The 15,211-nt window shown below is 41.9% G+C and carries 16 protein-coding genes; 11 read left to right on the top strand and 5 right to left on the bottom strand.

Features of this window, described 5'->3' with window-relative positions; genetic code table 11:
- Positions 1–170 precede the first annotated feature (170 nt).
- From hisG to deoC, 3 genes are all read right to left on the bottom strand, one after another.
- Positions 171–821, bottom strand: a complete 651-nt coding sequence (gene hisG, locus IM496_RS08860; RefSeq protein ID WP_002732768.1) for an ATP phosphoribosyltransferase — start codon at positions 819–821, stop codon at positions 171–173.
- Positions 822–1,107: 286 nt separating this feature from the next.
- Positions 1,108–1,884 carry an HAD family hydrolase gene (locus IM496_RS08855; RefSeq protein WP_194018460.1) on the bottom strand — a complete coding sequence of 259 codons (777 nt, stop codon included), beginning with the start codon at positions 1,882–1,884 and terminating at the stop codon, positions 1,108–1,110.
- Between the two features lie 192 nt (positions 1,885–2,076).
- Positions 2,077–2,754, bottom strand: a complete 678-nt coding sequence (gene deoC / locus IM496_RS08850; protein ID WP_066029692.1) for a deoxyribose-phosphate aldolase — start codon at positions 2,752–2,754, stop codon at positions 2,077–2,079.
- Positions 2,755–2,913: 159 nt separating this feature from the next.
- Here deoC and acnB point away from each other — a divergent pair, with 159 nt between their 5' ends.
- From acnB to ureC, 11 genes are all read left to right on the top strand, one after another.
- Complete coding sequence (acnB, locus tag IM496_RS08845) at positions 2,914–5,523, top strand: bifunctional aconitate hydratase 2/2-methylisocitrate dehydratase (RefSeq protein WP_287661749.1); 2,610 nt, start codon at positions 2,914–2,916, stop codon at positions 5,521–5,523.
- A 13-nt stretch (positions 5,524–5,536) separates the two neighbouring features.
- Complete coding sequence (locus IM496_RS08840) at positions 5,537–5,863, top strand: DUF2584 domain-containing protein (RefSeq protein WP_287661748.1); 327 nt, start codon at positions 5,537–5,539, stop codon at positions 5,861–5,863.
- Complete coding sequence (locus tag IM496_RS08835) at positions 5,864–6,694, top strand: hypothetical protein (RefSeq protein ID WP_002797258.1); 831 nt, start codon at positions 5,864–5,866, stop codon at positions 6,692–6,694.
- 72 nt (positions 6,695–6,766) lie between these two features.
- Positions 6,767–6,943, top strand: coding sequence for a hypothetical protein (locus IM496_RS08830; protein ID WP_002797259.1), 177 nt, complete (start codon positions 6,767–6,769; stop codon positions 6,941–6,943).
- 382 nt (positions 6,944–7,325) lie between these two features.
- Complete coding sequence (locus IM496_RS08825; RefSeq protein WP_002735016.1) at positions 7,326–7,619, top strand: BrnT family toxin; 294 nt, start codon at positions 7,326–7,328, stop codon at positions 7,617–7,619.
- Positions 7,567–7,833: a BrnA antitoxin family protein gene (locus IM496_RS08820; protein ID WP_061431511.1), complete on the top strand. Its 267-nt coding sequence runs from the start codon at positions 7,567–7,569 to the stop codon at positions 7,831–7,833. The genes IM496_RS08825 and IM496_RS08820 overlap by 53 nt, the downstream gene beginning before the upstream one ends.
- A gap of 131 nt (positions 7,834–7,964) precedes the next feature.
- Complete coding sequence (locus IM496_RS08815) at positions 7,965–8,930, top strand: hypothetical protein (RefSeq protein ID WP_287661747.1); 966 nt, start codon at positions 7,965–7,967, stop codon at positions 8,928–8,930.
- Positions 8,931–8,961: 31 nt separating this feature from the next.
- Positions 8,962–9,102 carry an element excision factor XisH family protein gene (locus IM496_RS22360; protein WP_197533181.1) on the top strand — a complete coding sequence of 47 codons (141 nt, stop codon included), beginning with the start codon at positions 8,962–8,964 and terminating at the stop codon, positions 9,100–9,102.
- Positions 9,095–9,436 (top strand): XisI protein, encoded by a 342-nt coding sequence (locus IM496_RS08810; protein ID WP_287661746.1) that lies wholly within the window; start codon positions 9,095–9,097, stop codon positions 9,434–9,436. The genes IM496_RS22360 and IM496_RS08810 overlap by 8 nt, the downstream gene beginning before the upstream one ends.
- 178 nt (positions 9,437–9,614) lie before the next feature.
- On the top strand, positions 9,615–10,511 hold the full coding sequence (locus IM496_RS08805) for a polyphosphate kinase 2 family protein (protein ID WP_002761380.1): 897 nt from the start codon (positions 9,615–9,617) through the stop codon (positions 10,509–10,511).
- Between the two features lie 81 nt (positions 10,512–10,592).
- A complete protein-coding gene (ureC, locus tag IM496_RS08800; RefSeq protein WP_002735350.1) occupies positions 10,593–12,302 on the top strand; it encodes an urease subunit alpha in 1,710 nt (569 codons plus the stop codon).
- 57 nt (positions 12,303–12,359) lie between these two features.
- Here ureC and IM496_RS08795 read toward each other — a convergent pair whose 3' ends face one another.
- Both IM496_RS08795 and IM496_RS08790 read right to left on the bottom strand, forming a co-directional pair.
- Positions 12,360–12,695, bottom strand: coding sequence for an LPP leucine zipper domain-containing protein (locus tag IM496_RS08795; RefSeq protein ID WP_002737579.1), 336 nt, complete (start codon positions 12,693–12,695; stop codon positions 12,360–12,362).
- A 70-nt stretch (positions 12,696–12,765) separates the two neighbouring features.
- Positions 12,766–15,211 (bottom strand): tetratricopeptide repeat protein (locus IM496_RS08790; RefSeq protein ID WP_287661745.1); only part of this gene is annotated, 2,446 nt, incomplete at its 5' end.

Raw genomic sequence — 15,211 nt, 5'->3', positions numbered from 1 at the left:
CACTCCAACCCTTATCCTGACTTGATTTCAGTTTTTTCTTTGTCAGTAAGGGTGTCAACAAGGAATATTACAAATTGTTAACCGAGTCTTGAAAGCCTTGTGCTACAAAGGTTTGAAATGTTAAGAAAGATGTGACTAAAGGATAGCTTAATAAGGGGGGCGCTGATTCGTTAAACTTTTGCCATTGATGTAGTTGGTTCTCTGAGCTTTTCTACCCAGTTATAAATCTGATCACGATTTAGTCGATAGCTGAGGGGATGGGCGATTAATCGAGCGCTACTAGCAAATAATTCGGCAATTTCTACTAAACCATTTTCGCGTAAAGTTCGACCGGTGGAAACTAGGTCAACTATTGCTTCTGACATCCCCGTAATCGGGCCTAATTCTACGGAACCATAGAGAGGTATAATCTCGACGGGAATATCTAAACGACGAAAATAATCCTTAGCACAATTGACAAATTTTGAGGCAACTTTACCGTGATGGGGAATATCTAAGGGACTTTGATAGGGACTATCAGCAGGGACAGCTACCGACATCCGACAATAACCAAATTTTAGGTCAATTAAATTAGCCACATCGGGAGATTTTTCCAATAAAATATCATAACCGGCGATGCCTAATTGTGCCTGACCGTATTCTACATAAACTGGTACATCTGTGGCTCTGACTAATAAGGCTTTCGCTTGGTTAGTGGGGTCGGTAATCTGTAATTGGCGATTTTTTGAGTCAAGAAAGGCACTAAAATCTAAGCCAATTTTCTGAAATATTTGGATACTTTCGTTTAGTAAAGCACCCTTCGGTAAGGCAATTGTTAGCATAGAGGGAATTATGAATTGGGAAGTGGGGGAGTGGGGAAGTGGGGAAGTGGGGAAGTGGGGAAATGGGGAGGTGGGGAGGTGGGGAAATGGGGAAATGGGGAAATGGGGAGGGGAAGTGGGGAAGTGGGGAAATTGAACTAAAACCCCAAAACCCCAAAACCCCAACACCTAAAACCTGTCTCGGAGTCTCCCGACAGCTAAAATCATAACTGATAACTATCCATCTTTTTAGGTAGGAGAATTGCCAGATTCTTGCTGTTGCATGAGTGCCTGTTGCCTCTTGCCTTCAGAAGCTGATAACCGAGATGGCAGTAAGTTCTCTAATGACCACATCAGCTAATTGTAAATCTTGATGGTTTTCCGGTTGCCAACTAATTGCGATCGCAGCTGCTGATTTTGCCTGTTTAGCCATTTCCCAATCGGCCCTAGTGTCCCCTATCATCAGGGTTTTGTCCACGGCAGTCCCCAAAGCTTGACAGGTTTCTTGCAATAATAAGGGATCGGGTTTACTTAAACCTCGATCGCAGCCCCAGGCAATTTTAACATAATTTAATAGGCCATTTTCCTTGACAAATTGCTCAACTCGTGCTGTGGTATCGGAGGAAAGAATCGCCAATTGTAAACCGGCCGCGTGCAGATAACGAATTACTTCTAAACATTGGGGATAGAGGGGATTTAAGCGGGGGGGAACCTTTTCATCGGCCGCTTGGAAGGCCGCTTTTGCGATCGCCATGGCCGTTAACCAATCCCGGCCGGTGGAAGCAATACAACCGGCAGCGACGATATGATTATCTCTGCGGCTGCCCACTGCCATTAAACCAGCAGGATTGAGACTATTTGCCCCAATACCGAAAGTTTTAGTTAATAAAGACTCTAAACCAGGGATTTGCGATTCAATGGCTTGTATCCGGGCTATAGCTCGATCGTACCAGAAAGCTCGCGAATCCTCTAGCGTACCGTCCTTATCAAAAACAATCCCTTGAATATCTCTAAATTCTCGATTACCACAGCGAATTATCGGCAAATAAACCCCCTTATTTTTATCTATATTGTCAGTCATCATTTTAGCTTTCAGGATTAAGGAGACAGGATTCAGGAGACAGGAGATTATTTCTATTTATTCTCCCCATCCCCCCACTTCCCTACTTCCCACACCCCACACCCCACACCCTACACCCTACACCCCACTTCCCCACACCCCACTTCCCCACACCCCACACCCCACTTTCCTATACCTTTTAAACAGGATTTAGCATTACTCCTCAAAAGCGGCTTTTTGCTGACGGACTAAATCGACACCGCGGGAAGTTCCCAGACGGGTGGCCCCGGCCCGGATAAGAGCGAGCGCTTGTTCAAGGGTGCGAATTCCGCCGGATGCTTTAATTCCTACCCGGCCTTTGCTAATTTCCTTGAGAAACTTCACATCGCTAACCGTTGCTCCTCCAAACCAGCCGGTACTGGTTTTTAGATAACTCACTCCTGCATCCATGCAAATTTCTGCCGCTAAACGTTTCTCGGTGTCTGTTAGTTGCGAGGTTTCCAGAATCGCTTTTACCGTCTGGCCGGTTTCCTGACAAATACTAGCAATTTCTTGGAATAATTCCTCGGATTTCCCATCTTTTAGCCAACCGAGATTAATAACGACATCTAACTCCTTAGCGCCATTATCTACAGCTTCTAAAGCCTCATAACGTTTAACTGCGGAGGTAGTGGCCCCTGCGGGAAAACCAATCACGGTAGAAACTAAAGTTTTTTTGCCGTGGAGTAACTGCACCGCTTGCTTAACGGCAGCGGGATAAACGCAGACGGTGGGAAAATGATATTGATCAGCCTGTTGACAGTAAGCCTCTAATTGTTCACTGGTGGCGGTGGGGATGAGGAGAGAATGGTCGATATATTGTGCTAAATCTAGATCAGAATCGGTGATAGCCATTATCTAAGCCTCAATATAGTCAATCGATCGCTATTTTCTCATTTTATGGAAGTCACACAGCAAAGTCATGTCTCGCTAACCGAGAAATTCCGAGACTAGCAAAAATCCATTAACCTAGGAAGAAACCGTCACAAGTGAAGACTAGGAGAAAATAGACCTATGTTAGAAGCGTATCATCAGCACGTTGCCGACCGAGCGAAATTAGGTATCCCTCCCCTTCCCCTCAACGCTCAACAAACGGCGGAATTATGCGAAATACTCAAAAATCCGTCCGAAGAACTCAAAGGAGAATTGCTGACCCTGCTGCGTGACCGTATTCCCCCCGGAGTTGACGAAGCGGCCTACGTTAAAGCGGGATTTTTAACAGGAATTGCCAAAGGTGAAATAAAATCTAGCGTTATCTCCGCTCAGGGTGCGGTTAGCTTACTGGGAACCATGGTAGGTGGTTATAACGTTCATTCTCTGATTGAACTGCTGAAATCCAGAGATATTAATATCGCCGCCGCTGCTGCCAGCGCTTTAAGTAAAACCCTGCTGGTATTCGACGCATTTAACGAGGTTTTGGAATTATCCGACACCAATCCCTATGCTAAACAGGTCATCGATGCTTGGGCCAATGGCGCTTGGTTTATCGCTAAACCGAAACTTGCTAAAGAAATTACCGTCACCGTTTTCAAAGTACCCGGGGAAACCAATACAGATGACCTATCTCCCGCTCCCCATGCCACCACCCGGCCCGATATTCCCCTTCATGCTTTGGTAATGTTAGAAACCCGTCAACCTGGGTCCTTAGAAACCATTGCCGAATTGAAAAAATTAGGTCATCCGGTCGCCTATGTGGGGGATGTGGTTGGGACTGGTTCCAGCCGAAAATCGGCAATTAACTCGGTTCTCTGGCATATCGGCGATGATATTCCCTTTGTACCTAATAAACGTGCTGGTGGCTATATTTTAGGCAGTAAAATCGCCCCTATCTTCTTTAATACTGCCGAGGATTCCGGCGCTTTACCGATTGAATGCGATGTTAGCCAAATGAACACGGGGGATGTCATTAAAATTTATCCCTACGAAGGCAAAATCACCAACGAAGCGGGCGCAACTATTAGCACCTTTAGCCTCAAACCTGAGACAATTCTGGATGAAGTGCGGGCCGGCGGTCGTATTCCCCTATTAATCGGTCGCAGTCTCACCGATAAAACCCGTCACGCCTTGGGACTTGAGGCTAGTACCCTATTTACCCGTCCCACTATGCCTAATGACACCGGTAAAGGTTACACCCTAGCGCAAAAAATGGTCGGCAAAGCTTGCGGTTTACCCGGGGTGCGGCCGGGTACTTCCTGTGACCCGATTATGACTACGGTAGGGTCTCAGGATACCACCGGTCCGATGACCAGAGACGAGTTAAAAGAGTTAGCCTGTTTAGGTTTTAGCGCCGATTTAGTCATGCAGAGTTTCTGTCACACGGCAGCCTATCCCAAACCGGTTGATATTCAAACTCATCACCAATTACCAGACTTTTTCTCTACCCGGGGTGGGGTGGCTTTACGTCCGGGAGATGGCATTATTCACTCCTGGTTAAATCGGATGTTATTGCCGGATACGGTGGGGACTGGAGGCGATTCTCATACTCGTTTTCCCCTGGGAATTTCCTTTCCTGCGGGGTCGGGTTTAGTGGCATTTGCCGCCGCTTTGGGAGTAATGCCTTTGGATATGCCGGAATCGGTTTTAGTGCGTTTTACGGGGGAATTACAACCCGGTGTAACTCTGCGCGATATTGTTAATGCTATTCCCTACGTCGCCATGCAAGAAGGCAAATTAACCGTGGAAAAACAGAACAAAAAAAATGTTTTTAACGGTCGCATTATGGAGATGGAAGGGCTGCCGGATTTGAAATTAGAACAGGCTTTTGAGTTAACCGATGCCACGGCGGAACGTTCCTGTGCTGGTTGTACGATTAAGTTAAGTACCGAAACAGTGGCGGAATATTTACGCTCTAATGTGGCCCTGTTAAAAAATATGGCGGCCCGGGGTTATAGTGATGCCAAAACTATCCTACGTCGGGTAGCAAAAATGGAACAATGGTTAGCTAATCCTGTCCTGATGGAGGCGGATAAGGATGCCGAATATGCGGATATTATCACCGTCAATTTAAGCGAGATTAAAGAACCAATTGTTGCCGCACCCAATGACCCCGATAATATCAAGTTAATGTCGGAATGCGCCGGGGATAAAATTGATGAGGTGTTCATCGGTTCTTGTATGACTAATATTGGTCATTATCGCGCCGCTGCTAAGATATTAGAAGGGGCAGGAGTTGCTAAGGCTAAACTGTGGATTTGTCCCCCCACCCGCATGGATGAAAAACAATTGCGCGATGAGGGAATGTATGGCATTTTTGCCGCTTCTGGGGCGCGTACCGAGATGCCTGGATGTTCCCTTTGTATGGGTAATCAAGCGCGGGTTGAAGACAGAGCAACGGTATTTTCTACCTCGACTCGTAACTTCAATAATCGCATGGGAAAAGATGCGCGAGTCTATCTCGGTTCCGCTGAATTAGCGGCGGTTTGTGCGCTGCTAGGACGCATTCCCACCGTCGAGGAATACCTCGCAATTGTCACCGAGAAAATTAATCCTTTTGCCAGCGATTTATACCGCTATTTGAACTTTAATGAAATCGCTGGTTTTGAGGATGAAGGCCGGGTAATTCCCCTAGAAGATTTACCTAAAATTGAGGATATATTAGGGATTCCTTCCGGTGTTTTGAGTTAGTATGAAGTTGAGGGTGAGCTATGAAAAGCTCACCTTTTGTTCAGAAAATAAAGAGGTAAAATTTATGGGGATGCCCTGTGAAGTGAATAGTATTTTAAAGTTAAAACCATCTCAAGGTTATCCAGAAAGTTTGGAATTATCTAAACAGTATCAAGGGAGCAAAGAAGATTATAGAATTATTCCTGTTGATGTTCCCATTCCTTTGGTAAATGAACATTGGGTCGCCTACGCAGATGTTATCATTGAAAAATTAGTTTGGGAAAATCGTCAAACAACAGTTTTATTTAGAATTGATAGGATTTATCCAGTCCCTTTTATTGTCAAAGAAACTGGAAATTAGATGAAGGATCAACAACGAATAATTATTGCAAGAATTATTAAGTATGAATTTGATTATTTTCTCAGAAAATTCAAGCCTTGGGAAAAACTCATATTTTTGTTATACTTAATAGTAGCAATTGTGACAGGTTTAGGGGATGCAAGTTCATTTTTTACAGGAGAGAATAGTCCTATACCTAGGGAATGGAAATTATTAAAAAGTCCTCAAATAGTTACGATTATATCTATTATTATCTTAGGAATTCCTGTTCTACTCTCTCAAACACAGACTGGACAAGATACTGTTGAACTTTTAGAAACAATTCGCTTAAACATTGTGCCAGCAATCAGTAGTTTTTTAGAAGAATTATCTGTTAATATAAAACAAAAATTTAATCTAAAAGGCAATATCAGAGTATCCTTGTGGATACCAGTGAGACAAAAGTTATTTACTTGGAATCTCCAAATGGTATGTAAAACTAGCAATGTATCTGATAGGGAACTAGAGGCACTTTTTGAATTAGATGAAGGGGTAATTGGTTACACATACCTGAAGACTAAAAGAAAGTATGCGTTGGAGTTTATTGATATTTCTAATTCCCAGCAATTACCGTCTTCTTATGTCCCTCTCCAAAGAGACAATGAACTATTAATTAATCCTCATATAAAAATTGTGTTAGCTGTAGCTGCACTGCAAAAAAGTTCTATTCTGGGACTATTAGCTGTTGATACCGATGATAGTGCAGATTTAAGCTCAATGAATGATAGAAATCTGCATAGTAGTATTTTAGACTGGATGACACAATACAATAACGTTGTTAAATTACTCTGGAGAATGAAGAATAATGTCTAGGGTATTGACTAGGTTAAGCAATTGACTCATGATAACAGTAGGGTTAAGACCTAAACCACAGAGGAAACTATTATGTCTGAGTCACTAAAACAACAGAGACAAGCACCTAGTTTAAAGTTAATTGAAATATTAGAAGATGGTAGTGCCAAAACTTTTATCTACGAAGATCCCGAAAAAAAGAGCAAATCCAGCTTTATTGCTCGAATAAAGGCTAAAATACAACAAAAATTCAGACCATCAGCTAATTAGTTCTTATGTATTTGCCAGATCATTTGTACACAAGGGGGTTATCTACCCCCGGATTTGTTTTTATAGTCATGACCGATTAGTTTGATACATTCTAGATATATGAAGCTCTTATCCTGTCTAGTATTAATATTCTCAATCTTAATTGAAATCGCTGGTTTTGAGGATGAAGGCCAGGTAATTCCCCTAGAAGATTTACCTAAGATTGAGGATATCTTAGGGATTCCTTCTGGTGTTTTGAGTTAGTTGACCGGTTATGGGTCATTTCGATCGAGGCGAAAGATTTCTTTTGATTTCGATCAAGATGACCCCTCTAACGATCGAATTTTCGACAATTATAGGATTTTTTTCGATATACGGAATGACAACTCGATAAAATAAAAATATGAAATTCGAGTGGGATCGACAAAAGAACCGAGCGAATATCATCAAGCACGATCTAGACTTCGCGGACGCGCAGCGGATATTTGAACATCCCATTCGAGTTTCCCTTGACGAACGAGAAAATTATGGCGAAGATCGATTGATAGGAATCGGTACGCTCGATGGCCGAGTGGTAGTTGTCGTTTTTACAGAACCGAGTAGAGATACAATTCGTATTATTTCACTTCGTAAAGCTTTACCCTATGAACGAAAACGATATGAACAATACCTCCGAGACGAATTGGGAGAAAGTTGACGCTCTTACGGAAGAGGAAATCGACACATCCGATATTCCGCCCTTAACCGAGGAGTTTTTTAGTAAATCGCGGTGGTGGAAACCTGTAGAGAAAGTAAATGTTCTTGTTCAAGTAGATACCGAAACCCTAGCTTGGTTTCAATCACAGGGCGAGGATTGTGAACAAAAAATGTCCGCCGCTTTACGGATTTATGCGGAGGCTCACAAAGTATAGTCAAGTTTAGTTCGGGTACAAGCCACACAATAAAAAAGTTCGCTATCATTTTGAGCGGGATGAAAAGCCACACAATCTCATTTACCAATAAATCGCCTTAAATGAAATGATAAAAGTGAGTACGAAAAATTATGATTATAGATGTACCGACTGGAGATGATTTTAAATCCGCTGGCATTGATTTTTTAAATCTGGCTTGGGATACGCTGATAAGTTTATCTACAAAACTTAAGGATGCGGAATATTTTTATAATGTGTATTATAGCGATGAGAATGAAGAAGTAATCGATCAATTGTCATCTGAGCAATATTGGAAACAAGCACAACGTCCATTGAGTACAGCCCTTTCCCTTATTCAACAAGGAACCGAATTTCTCTTAAAAGGTCATATTGCTACAGTTAGCCCGTATTTACTAATTTCAGGAGATCCGAGTAATTATCCCAGTAAATCTCATGAGCGCAATATCCGTTTTAGTGAATTTAAAACAATTGATGCACAGGATTTAGTCAAAGTTTATAATACCGTATCGACTGATCGATTACCAGATAACTTTCGACAAAGATTTGAAGATTTGAGAAGCAAGCGAAATATAATTATGCACACTGTAGATCCTGAATTATATATAAAAACTAAAGATCTGTTTGTTGAAATTCTAGAAATTTGTCATTATTTGATAGAACCAAACTCGTGGATAAAAATTCGAGGACAATTCATTCAAAATGAACCTGAATCTGTTCTATATAGCCCTGAAACCAGAGAATTATATAATTTGCTGGCTTTAGAAATAAACCTTGTAATTGATTTATTAACACCTTCAGAAAATAATAAATATTTTAATTTTAATAAAAAAACAAGACGTTATTTATGTCCTAGTTGTTATAGTGGTTTTAGGGAAGATTACGAAGACGAACAGATTCCAAGATTAGCTCAACTAATACCTAATGAACCAACTAGCAACACTATTTATTGCCTTGTATGTAATGAATCTTATGAAGTATTGCGGGAAGATTGCACAGCTGAAGATTGTCTGGGTAATGTCATAGATCCTGATGATGGTACATGTCTTACCTGTGGTTCGGACAATTTTCGAGATTAATTGTTGAAATTGTAATAAATATCTTGTATGTATTAATTTCTTTATTTTTTTAATCGGACAAGAAATTTATGAAAAGTTTTTCGCTCAAGCTGCCATACAAATAATCTTGCAAAAGTATCAAATTTTATTGTTAATTGTTGACACTAATCAGGAGGAATCGTTCAATGGATAAACTAAATTATTATCAAAGCATAATCAAGAAAATTCTCACAGAATATGCAGAAATTTTCTCACAAGTACCCGATCAAGACATAGAAGAAATATTGATGTTTGACGATAATAGCAGCCAATATCTTTGGTTTAATATTGGCTGGAAAAATGGCAAACGAATTAAAGCGATTTCCGTTTATCTTCGTCTAAAAAATGACAAAATTTATATTGAAGAAGATTGGACAGAAGCAGGTATCGCCACGGAATTAATGCGCGTAGGAATTCCCAGCAGTGAGATAGTTTTAGCTTTTCAACCTCCCGAAGTGCGACAGTTTACCGAATTTGCGATCGCCTAAAAATTATTCTTTACTTTCTCGTCAGATGAGGAGTCGCTAAAATCGAGTATTTAAATATACTTGTTTCTAGGTCATTTCTGCCAGTTCATCCTTGACTCGCCGGTTCAAGAGTTAGATATTTTCCGAGCAAAAGTGCTACAATGTAATCTTAAGGGTCAAAACAATCAAGGAGAAGAGCATGGTCAGCAAAATTGATCGCCAAGCATTTTTACAATCCTTAATCGTGCCACCGGGTAAAGAAATTTCTCTGCACAAAGACTACGATCCTGGGTTTAAGCCAGACTACATTACCAAAGAAGATGCCACACTGCTGCTGCAACAGGGGATCGAAAAAATGGCCGAGTTTCAAGATAAACTCTATGCCCAGGATACCTATGCCCTGTTAATTAATCTGCAAGCCATGGATGCGGCGGGTAAAGATGGTACGATCAGACACGTTATGTCGGGCTTAAATCCCCAAGGCTGTCAGGTATTTAGCTTTAAAGTACCCTCGGCCGAAGAACTAGATCACGATTATCTCTGGCGATATTATAAAGCTTTACCGGAGCGAGGTCGTATCGGTATTTTTAATCGTTCCTACTACGAAGAATTATTAGTCGTGCGCGTCCATCAAAATTTATTGGAACGGCAAAAACTCCCCCCAGAAGACAGAACCAAGAAAGTTTGGCAGCGACGTTTTGAGGAGATTAATAATTTTGAAAAATATCTGGTTAATAATGGGGTTATTGTCCTGAAATTCTTTCTCAATGTTTCTAAAGGAGAACAGAAAAAACGCTTTTTAGAAAGAATTGATCGCCCCGAAAAAAACTGGAAGTTTTCCGAAAATGATGTCAAAGAAAGGGCTTTTTGGGGTGATTACATGAAAGCCTACGAGGAGGTATTCAATCATACCAGTACCGAATGGGCCCCTTGGTATATTATCCCGGCTGATCGCAAATGGTTTACCCGTTTAGCTGTGGGGGCGGTTATTTATCACACCCTCGAATCCCTTGGTTTAAAATATCCCACCGTTACCGAAGAACATCACCAAGCTTTACTGAAAGCCAAAGAAATCCTGGAAAATGAGCCAGATTAAAAATGGAAGAAAATCCCGAAAAAGCGATAATTGCCGGAAAATCGATCGTATAATCGATCTCGATTTTCAAGAATTCCCCCTATGAATTATCGCATCGATCGCCGCACCTATGCAGAAACCTACGGCCCCACCGTCGGAGATAAAGTTCGCCTCGCAGACACGGAATTATTTATCGAAGTCGAAAAAGATTTCACCACCTACGGCGATGAGGTAAAATTCGGCGGCGGTAAAGTAATTCGCGATGGGATGGGCCAATCCCCCATTTCTAGGGAAGATGGGGCGGTAGATTTAGTGATTACTAATGCCCTAATTCTCGACTGGTGGGGCATCGTTAAAGCCGATGTGGGCATTAAAGACGGCAAAATTTATAAAATCGGTAAAGCGGGTAATCCCCACATTCAAGATAATGTCGATATTATTATCGGTCCTGCTACCGAGGCATTAGCTGGGGAAGGGATGATTTTGACGGCAGGCGGGATTGATGCCCATATTCATTTTATCTGTCCCCAACAAATTGAGACAGCGATTGCGTCGGGGATTACCACAATGATTGGTGGCGGGACCGGACCTGCAACGGGAACTAATGCCACCACCTGCACCCCGGGAGAATGGAACATCTATCGAATGCTAGAGGCCGCCGAAGCTTTCCCGATGAATTTGGGTTTTTTGGGTAAAGGCAATAGCAGTCAGCCGGAAGGACTAGCGGAACAGGTAAAAGCGGGGGTAATTGGCTTAAAACTCCATGAAGATTGGGGAACCACTCCGGCAGCCATTGATACCTGTTTAAGCGTGGCCGATAAGTACGATGTGCAGGTGGCGATTCATACGGATACTCTCAATGAGGCCGGTTTTGTCGAGGCCACTATCGCCGCTTTTAAAAATCGGGTCATTCACACCTACCACACGGAAGGGGCCGGCGGTGGTCATGCTCCCGATATTATCAGGGTTTGCGGGGAAATGAACGTTTTACCCTCCTCTACTAATCCCACCCGTCCCTATACGACGAATACCTTAGAGGAACACCTTGATATGTTGATGGTTTGTCATCATTTAGACCGGAGTATTCCCGAAGATGTGGCCTTTGCCGAATCCCGCATCCGCCGAGAAACTATTGCCGCCGAGGATATTCTCCACGATTTAGGGGCTTTTAGCATCATTTCCTCCGATTCTCAAGCGATGGGACGGGTGGGGGAAGTAATTATCCGCACTTGGCAAACTGCCCACAAAATGCGGGTACAACGAGGCAGACTGACTGGGGAAACGGGAGAGAATGATAATCTGCGAGCAAGACGATATATTGCTAAATATACGATTAATCCTGCTATTACCCATGGTGTCTCCGATTATGTCGGTTCCATCGAGGTGGGCAAATTAGCCGATTTGGTTCTCTGGAAACCGGCATTTTTTGGCGTAAAACCGGAAATTGTCCTGAAAGGCGGTTTAATCGCCTGGGCGCAAATGGGCGATGCTAATGCCAGTATTCCCACACCCCAACCGGTTTATATGCGTCCCATGTTTGCCTCTTTTGGTGGTGCGATCGCCAAAACTTCCTTGACATTTGTTTCTAAATATGCTATGAAAGCGGGCATTCCTGAGAAGTTAAAGCTGAAAAAAACCGCCGTAGCCGTGTCGAATACGCGCAATATCAGTAAGGCTAGTATGAAGCTAAATGACGCTTTACCGCGCATGGAAGTTAATCCCGAAACCTACGAGGTGCGTGCTGACGGGGAATTATTAATCTGTGAACCCGCTACGGTTTTACCCATGGCCCAACGCTATTTCTTATTTTGAATTCGATTTCAGAAAACGGGTTTTTTCAAAAAATCCGTTTTCTTTTTGAATCAACGGTTAAGGATTAGTAGGAAAATTTGGGAAAAATAACTTAACTAATCCTGCCATTAGTGCAGTAACAATGGCAACAAAGATGGTTCGATTAGTAAATTCCAAGTTATCTAGTCGTTTATTCACGCCTGTTAATTCTCCTTTAATATTTGCTATGTCAACTCTTAAGTTATTCACTTCTTCAGATAGCTTGTCTATTTTGCTATTAAGTTGTTCAGATAATCTGTCTATTTTGCCATTAAGTTGTTCAGATGACTTGTCTATTTTGTCATTAACTTCTTTGAATTGTCCTACAATAAAGTCTTTTAATTCTTTGAGGTCGTTTTCTGTAAATGTTGCCATTGTGTGACTCTCCTAGTAATTGTTTGTGATACCAATAATTTTACCCCTAAGTTTAACTCCTAACCCTTACTCAGTCAAATGTCATCGAAGTTGCATCACCAGAAGGAATAAAACTTGACCAATAAAAAGGATGTTTTTGCTTCTCACCCTTGAGCATTCCTAATTGAATTTGTCGTAAAGCTTCACTGCGTCCTTCTCCTTTTTGTAAGCGTCCATAATAGGCGACCATTAAATCTTTAGTCGCGTCATCAGATACTTTCCAAAGGCTAATTAGTTGGCTTTCACTACCTGCTATAACTAAAGCGCGGCGCAATCCATAAACTCCCTGACCGATTTTAATATCTCCTTTCCCCGTATCGCAAGCGGAAAGCACAACTAATTTGGTTCCGACTAAGTTTAAATTGGTAGTTTCTAAAGCAGTTAAAACCCCATCATCTCCTGCACTTTGACCGATTGTAACTCCTGCTAAAACTAACCCAGAACGCAATAAAGGATTCTCAACCACATTACGTTCACCTTGTAGGGGCGAATTGCGTTCGCCCGGATTGCGTTCACTCAAATTGCTTTCTGGTTTAAAAAAACCATGAGTAGCGATGTGGAGAATATTCGGTTTTTTCACTTGTTTGACGGCGTTTTCTGTGGCTTGAGAACCCGTTAAAACAGTGGCTTGAGGTAAGAGATTTTTAATCGCTTTAGCTTCTTGTTCTGTACCCGGAAGACCGGGAAAAGTAAACTCAGACAGGTCGATGGAACGAGTGAGAGCGACTTTTTCCCCTGCTTTACCATAGAAAGGATCAGCTACAATAAGCGGAGATTGTTGACTGGCAAATTTATCTTTAAGGCGCAGTAAATCCCGTCCAGAAGTGAGATAAGTAATATGATAATTTTCCACTAAGTATTGATTATTTTCATCTACTAAAGCTTCAAAAGGAATTAAATTAAGTGCAGCATCAGGAGAAAGCAGAATTGTTTTAGTATTGCCTAATAATTGACGGATAGGCTGCATCAATGTCTCATCAAGTTGACGCGCTGATTTTTGCAGTTGAGGAAGAGGAGTTTCTGCGTCTGCAAGATTGTCACGAAAGTAAATTAATTTGTCATCAATCGGTTTAGCTTCCCCTAAATCCTTGGCTTTGATGTCACCATTTGGATAGAGAATATAAACAGCATAGCGAGGAATGCCAAAACGTTGATTTTCAGGTGCTTTAGGATTAAAAGGTCTATAGCGGACTATTTCAACTAAAGCAGCATCAGCAGGAATTAGTTTTTGAATACCTTCGAGGGTAATGGGTTGGGATAGGCTACGAAATTCGGCACTACGAACACCGATTTTACCCTCTATTTCTTTTGCTTTTGCGGTAACTTCGTTAAGTTGTTGACGGTAAATTTCTGGTGAGGGAAAATCATCAGGCTTTTTAAAAGTCAGGTTAGATAGTTGAGTCCGAACTTCAATCAGTTGAGTTAATAATTGTTGACTTTCGGGGTCATCAGTACGTTGTCGGAGAATTTGTAAGCTATTGGTTGAAACATCTAAAATTCGTCCTTTACGTTCTAAGATAGTTTTCAAGGCGAGACGGGTTACTTCTGGGTTATTGGGTGCAGCTTGAAGATTGAGGGAAATCACCCAATTAGTCGTCCCTAAAACCTTTGCCATATAATCTTGTTTTTGCTTGTCATCCCCCATTTTTAGATTTTCTGAGAGGTTGTATTCTTGTACTGCAAGTCCTTGGCTGAGATAATTAATTGCTTGAGGAATATCATCTTGAGACTGGTAAAATACAGCCAAATTGTTGAGACTGGTAGCAGTATCGGGATGGTTGTCTCCTAATCGTTGTTTGCTGATAGCTAAAGCTTGTTTGTAGAGGGGTTCGGCTTCGCTGTATCTTCCTTGAGACTGGTAAAGTGCAGCCAAATTGTTGAGACTGGTGGCGGTAGAGGGATGGTTGTCTCCTAATTGTGCTTTATGGATAGCTAAAGCTTGTTGGTAGAAGGGTTCTGCTTCGGCATATTTTTCTTGAAATAAGTAAAGTGAGGATAAATTGTTGAGACTTTGTGCGGTATCGGGATGGTTGTCTCCTAATTGTTGTTTCCTGATAGCTAAAGCTTGTTTGTAAAGGGGTTCGGCTTCACTGTATCTTCCTTGAGACTGGTAAAGTACAGCCAAATTGTTGAGAATGGTGGCGGTAGAGGGATGGTTGTCTCCTAATTGTTGTTTCCTGATAGCTAAAGCTTGTTTGTAGAGAGGTTCTGCTTCGCTGTATCTTCCTTGAGACTTGTAAAGTAATGCAAAATCGTTGAGACTGACGGCAGTATCGGGATGGTTGTCTCCTAATTGTTGTTTCCTGATAGCTAAAGCCTGTTTGTAGAGAGGTTCGGCTTCGCTGTATCTTCCTTGGGACTCGTAAAGTCCTGCCAAGTTATTGAGACTTAGTGCGGTATCGGGATGGTTGTCTCCTAATTGTTGTTTATAGATAGCTAAAGCCTGTTTGTAGAGGGGTTCTGCTTCGCTGTATCTT

The sequence above is a fragment of the Microcystis sp. M049S2 genome (genome assembly GCF_020245625.1).
GTDB classification, from domain to species: Bacteria; Cyanobacteriota; Cyanobacteriia; order Cyanobacteriales; family Microcystaceae; genus Microcystis; species Microcystis ichthyoblabe_A.
This window is presented reverse-complemented; position numbering and strand designations above follow the sequence as displayed.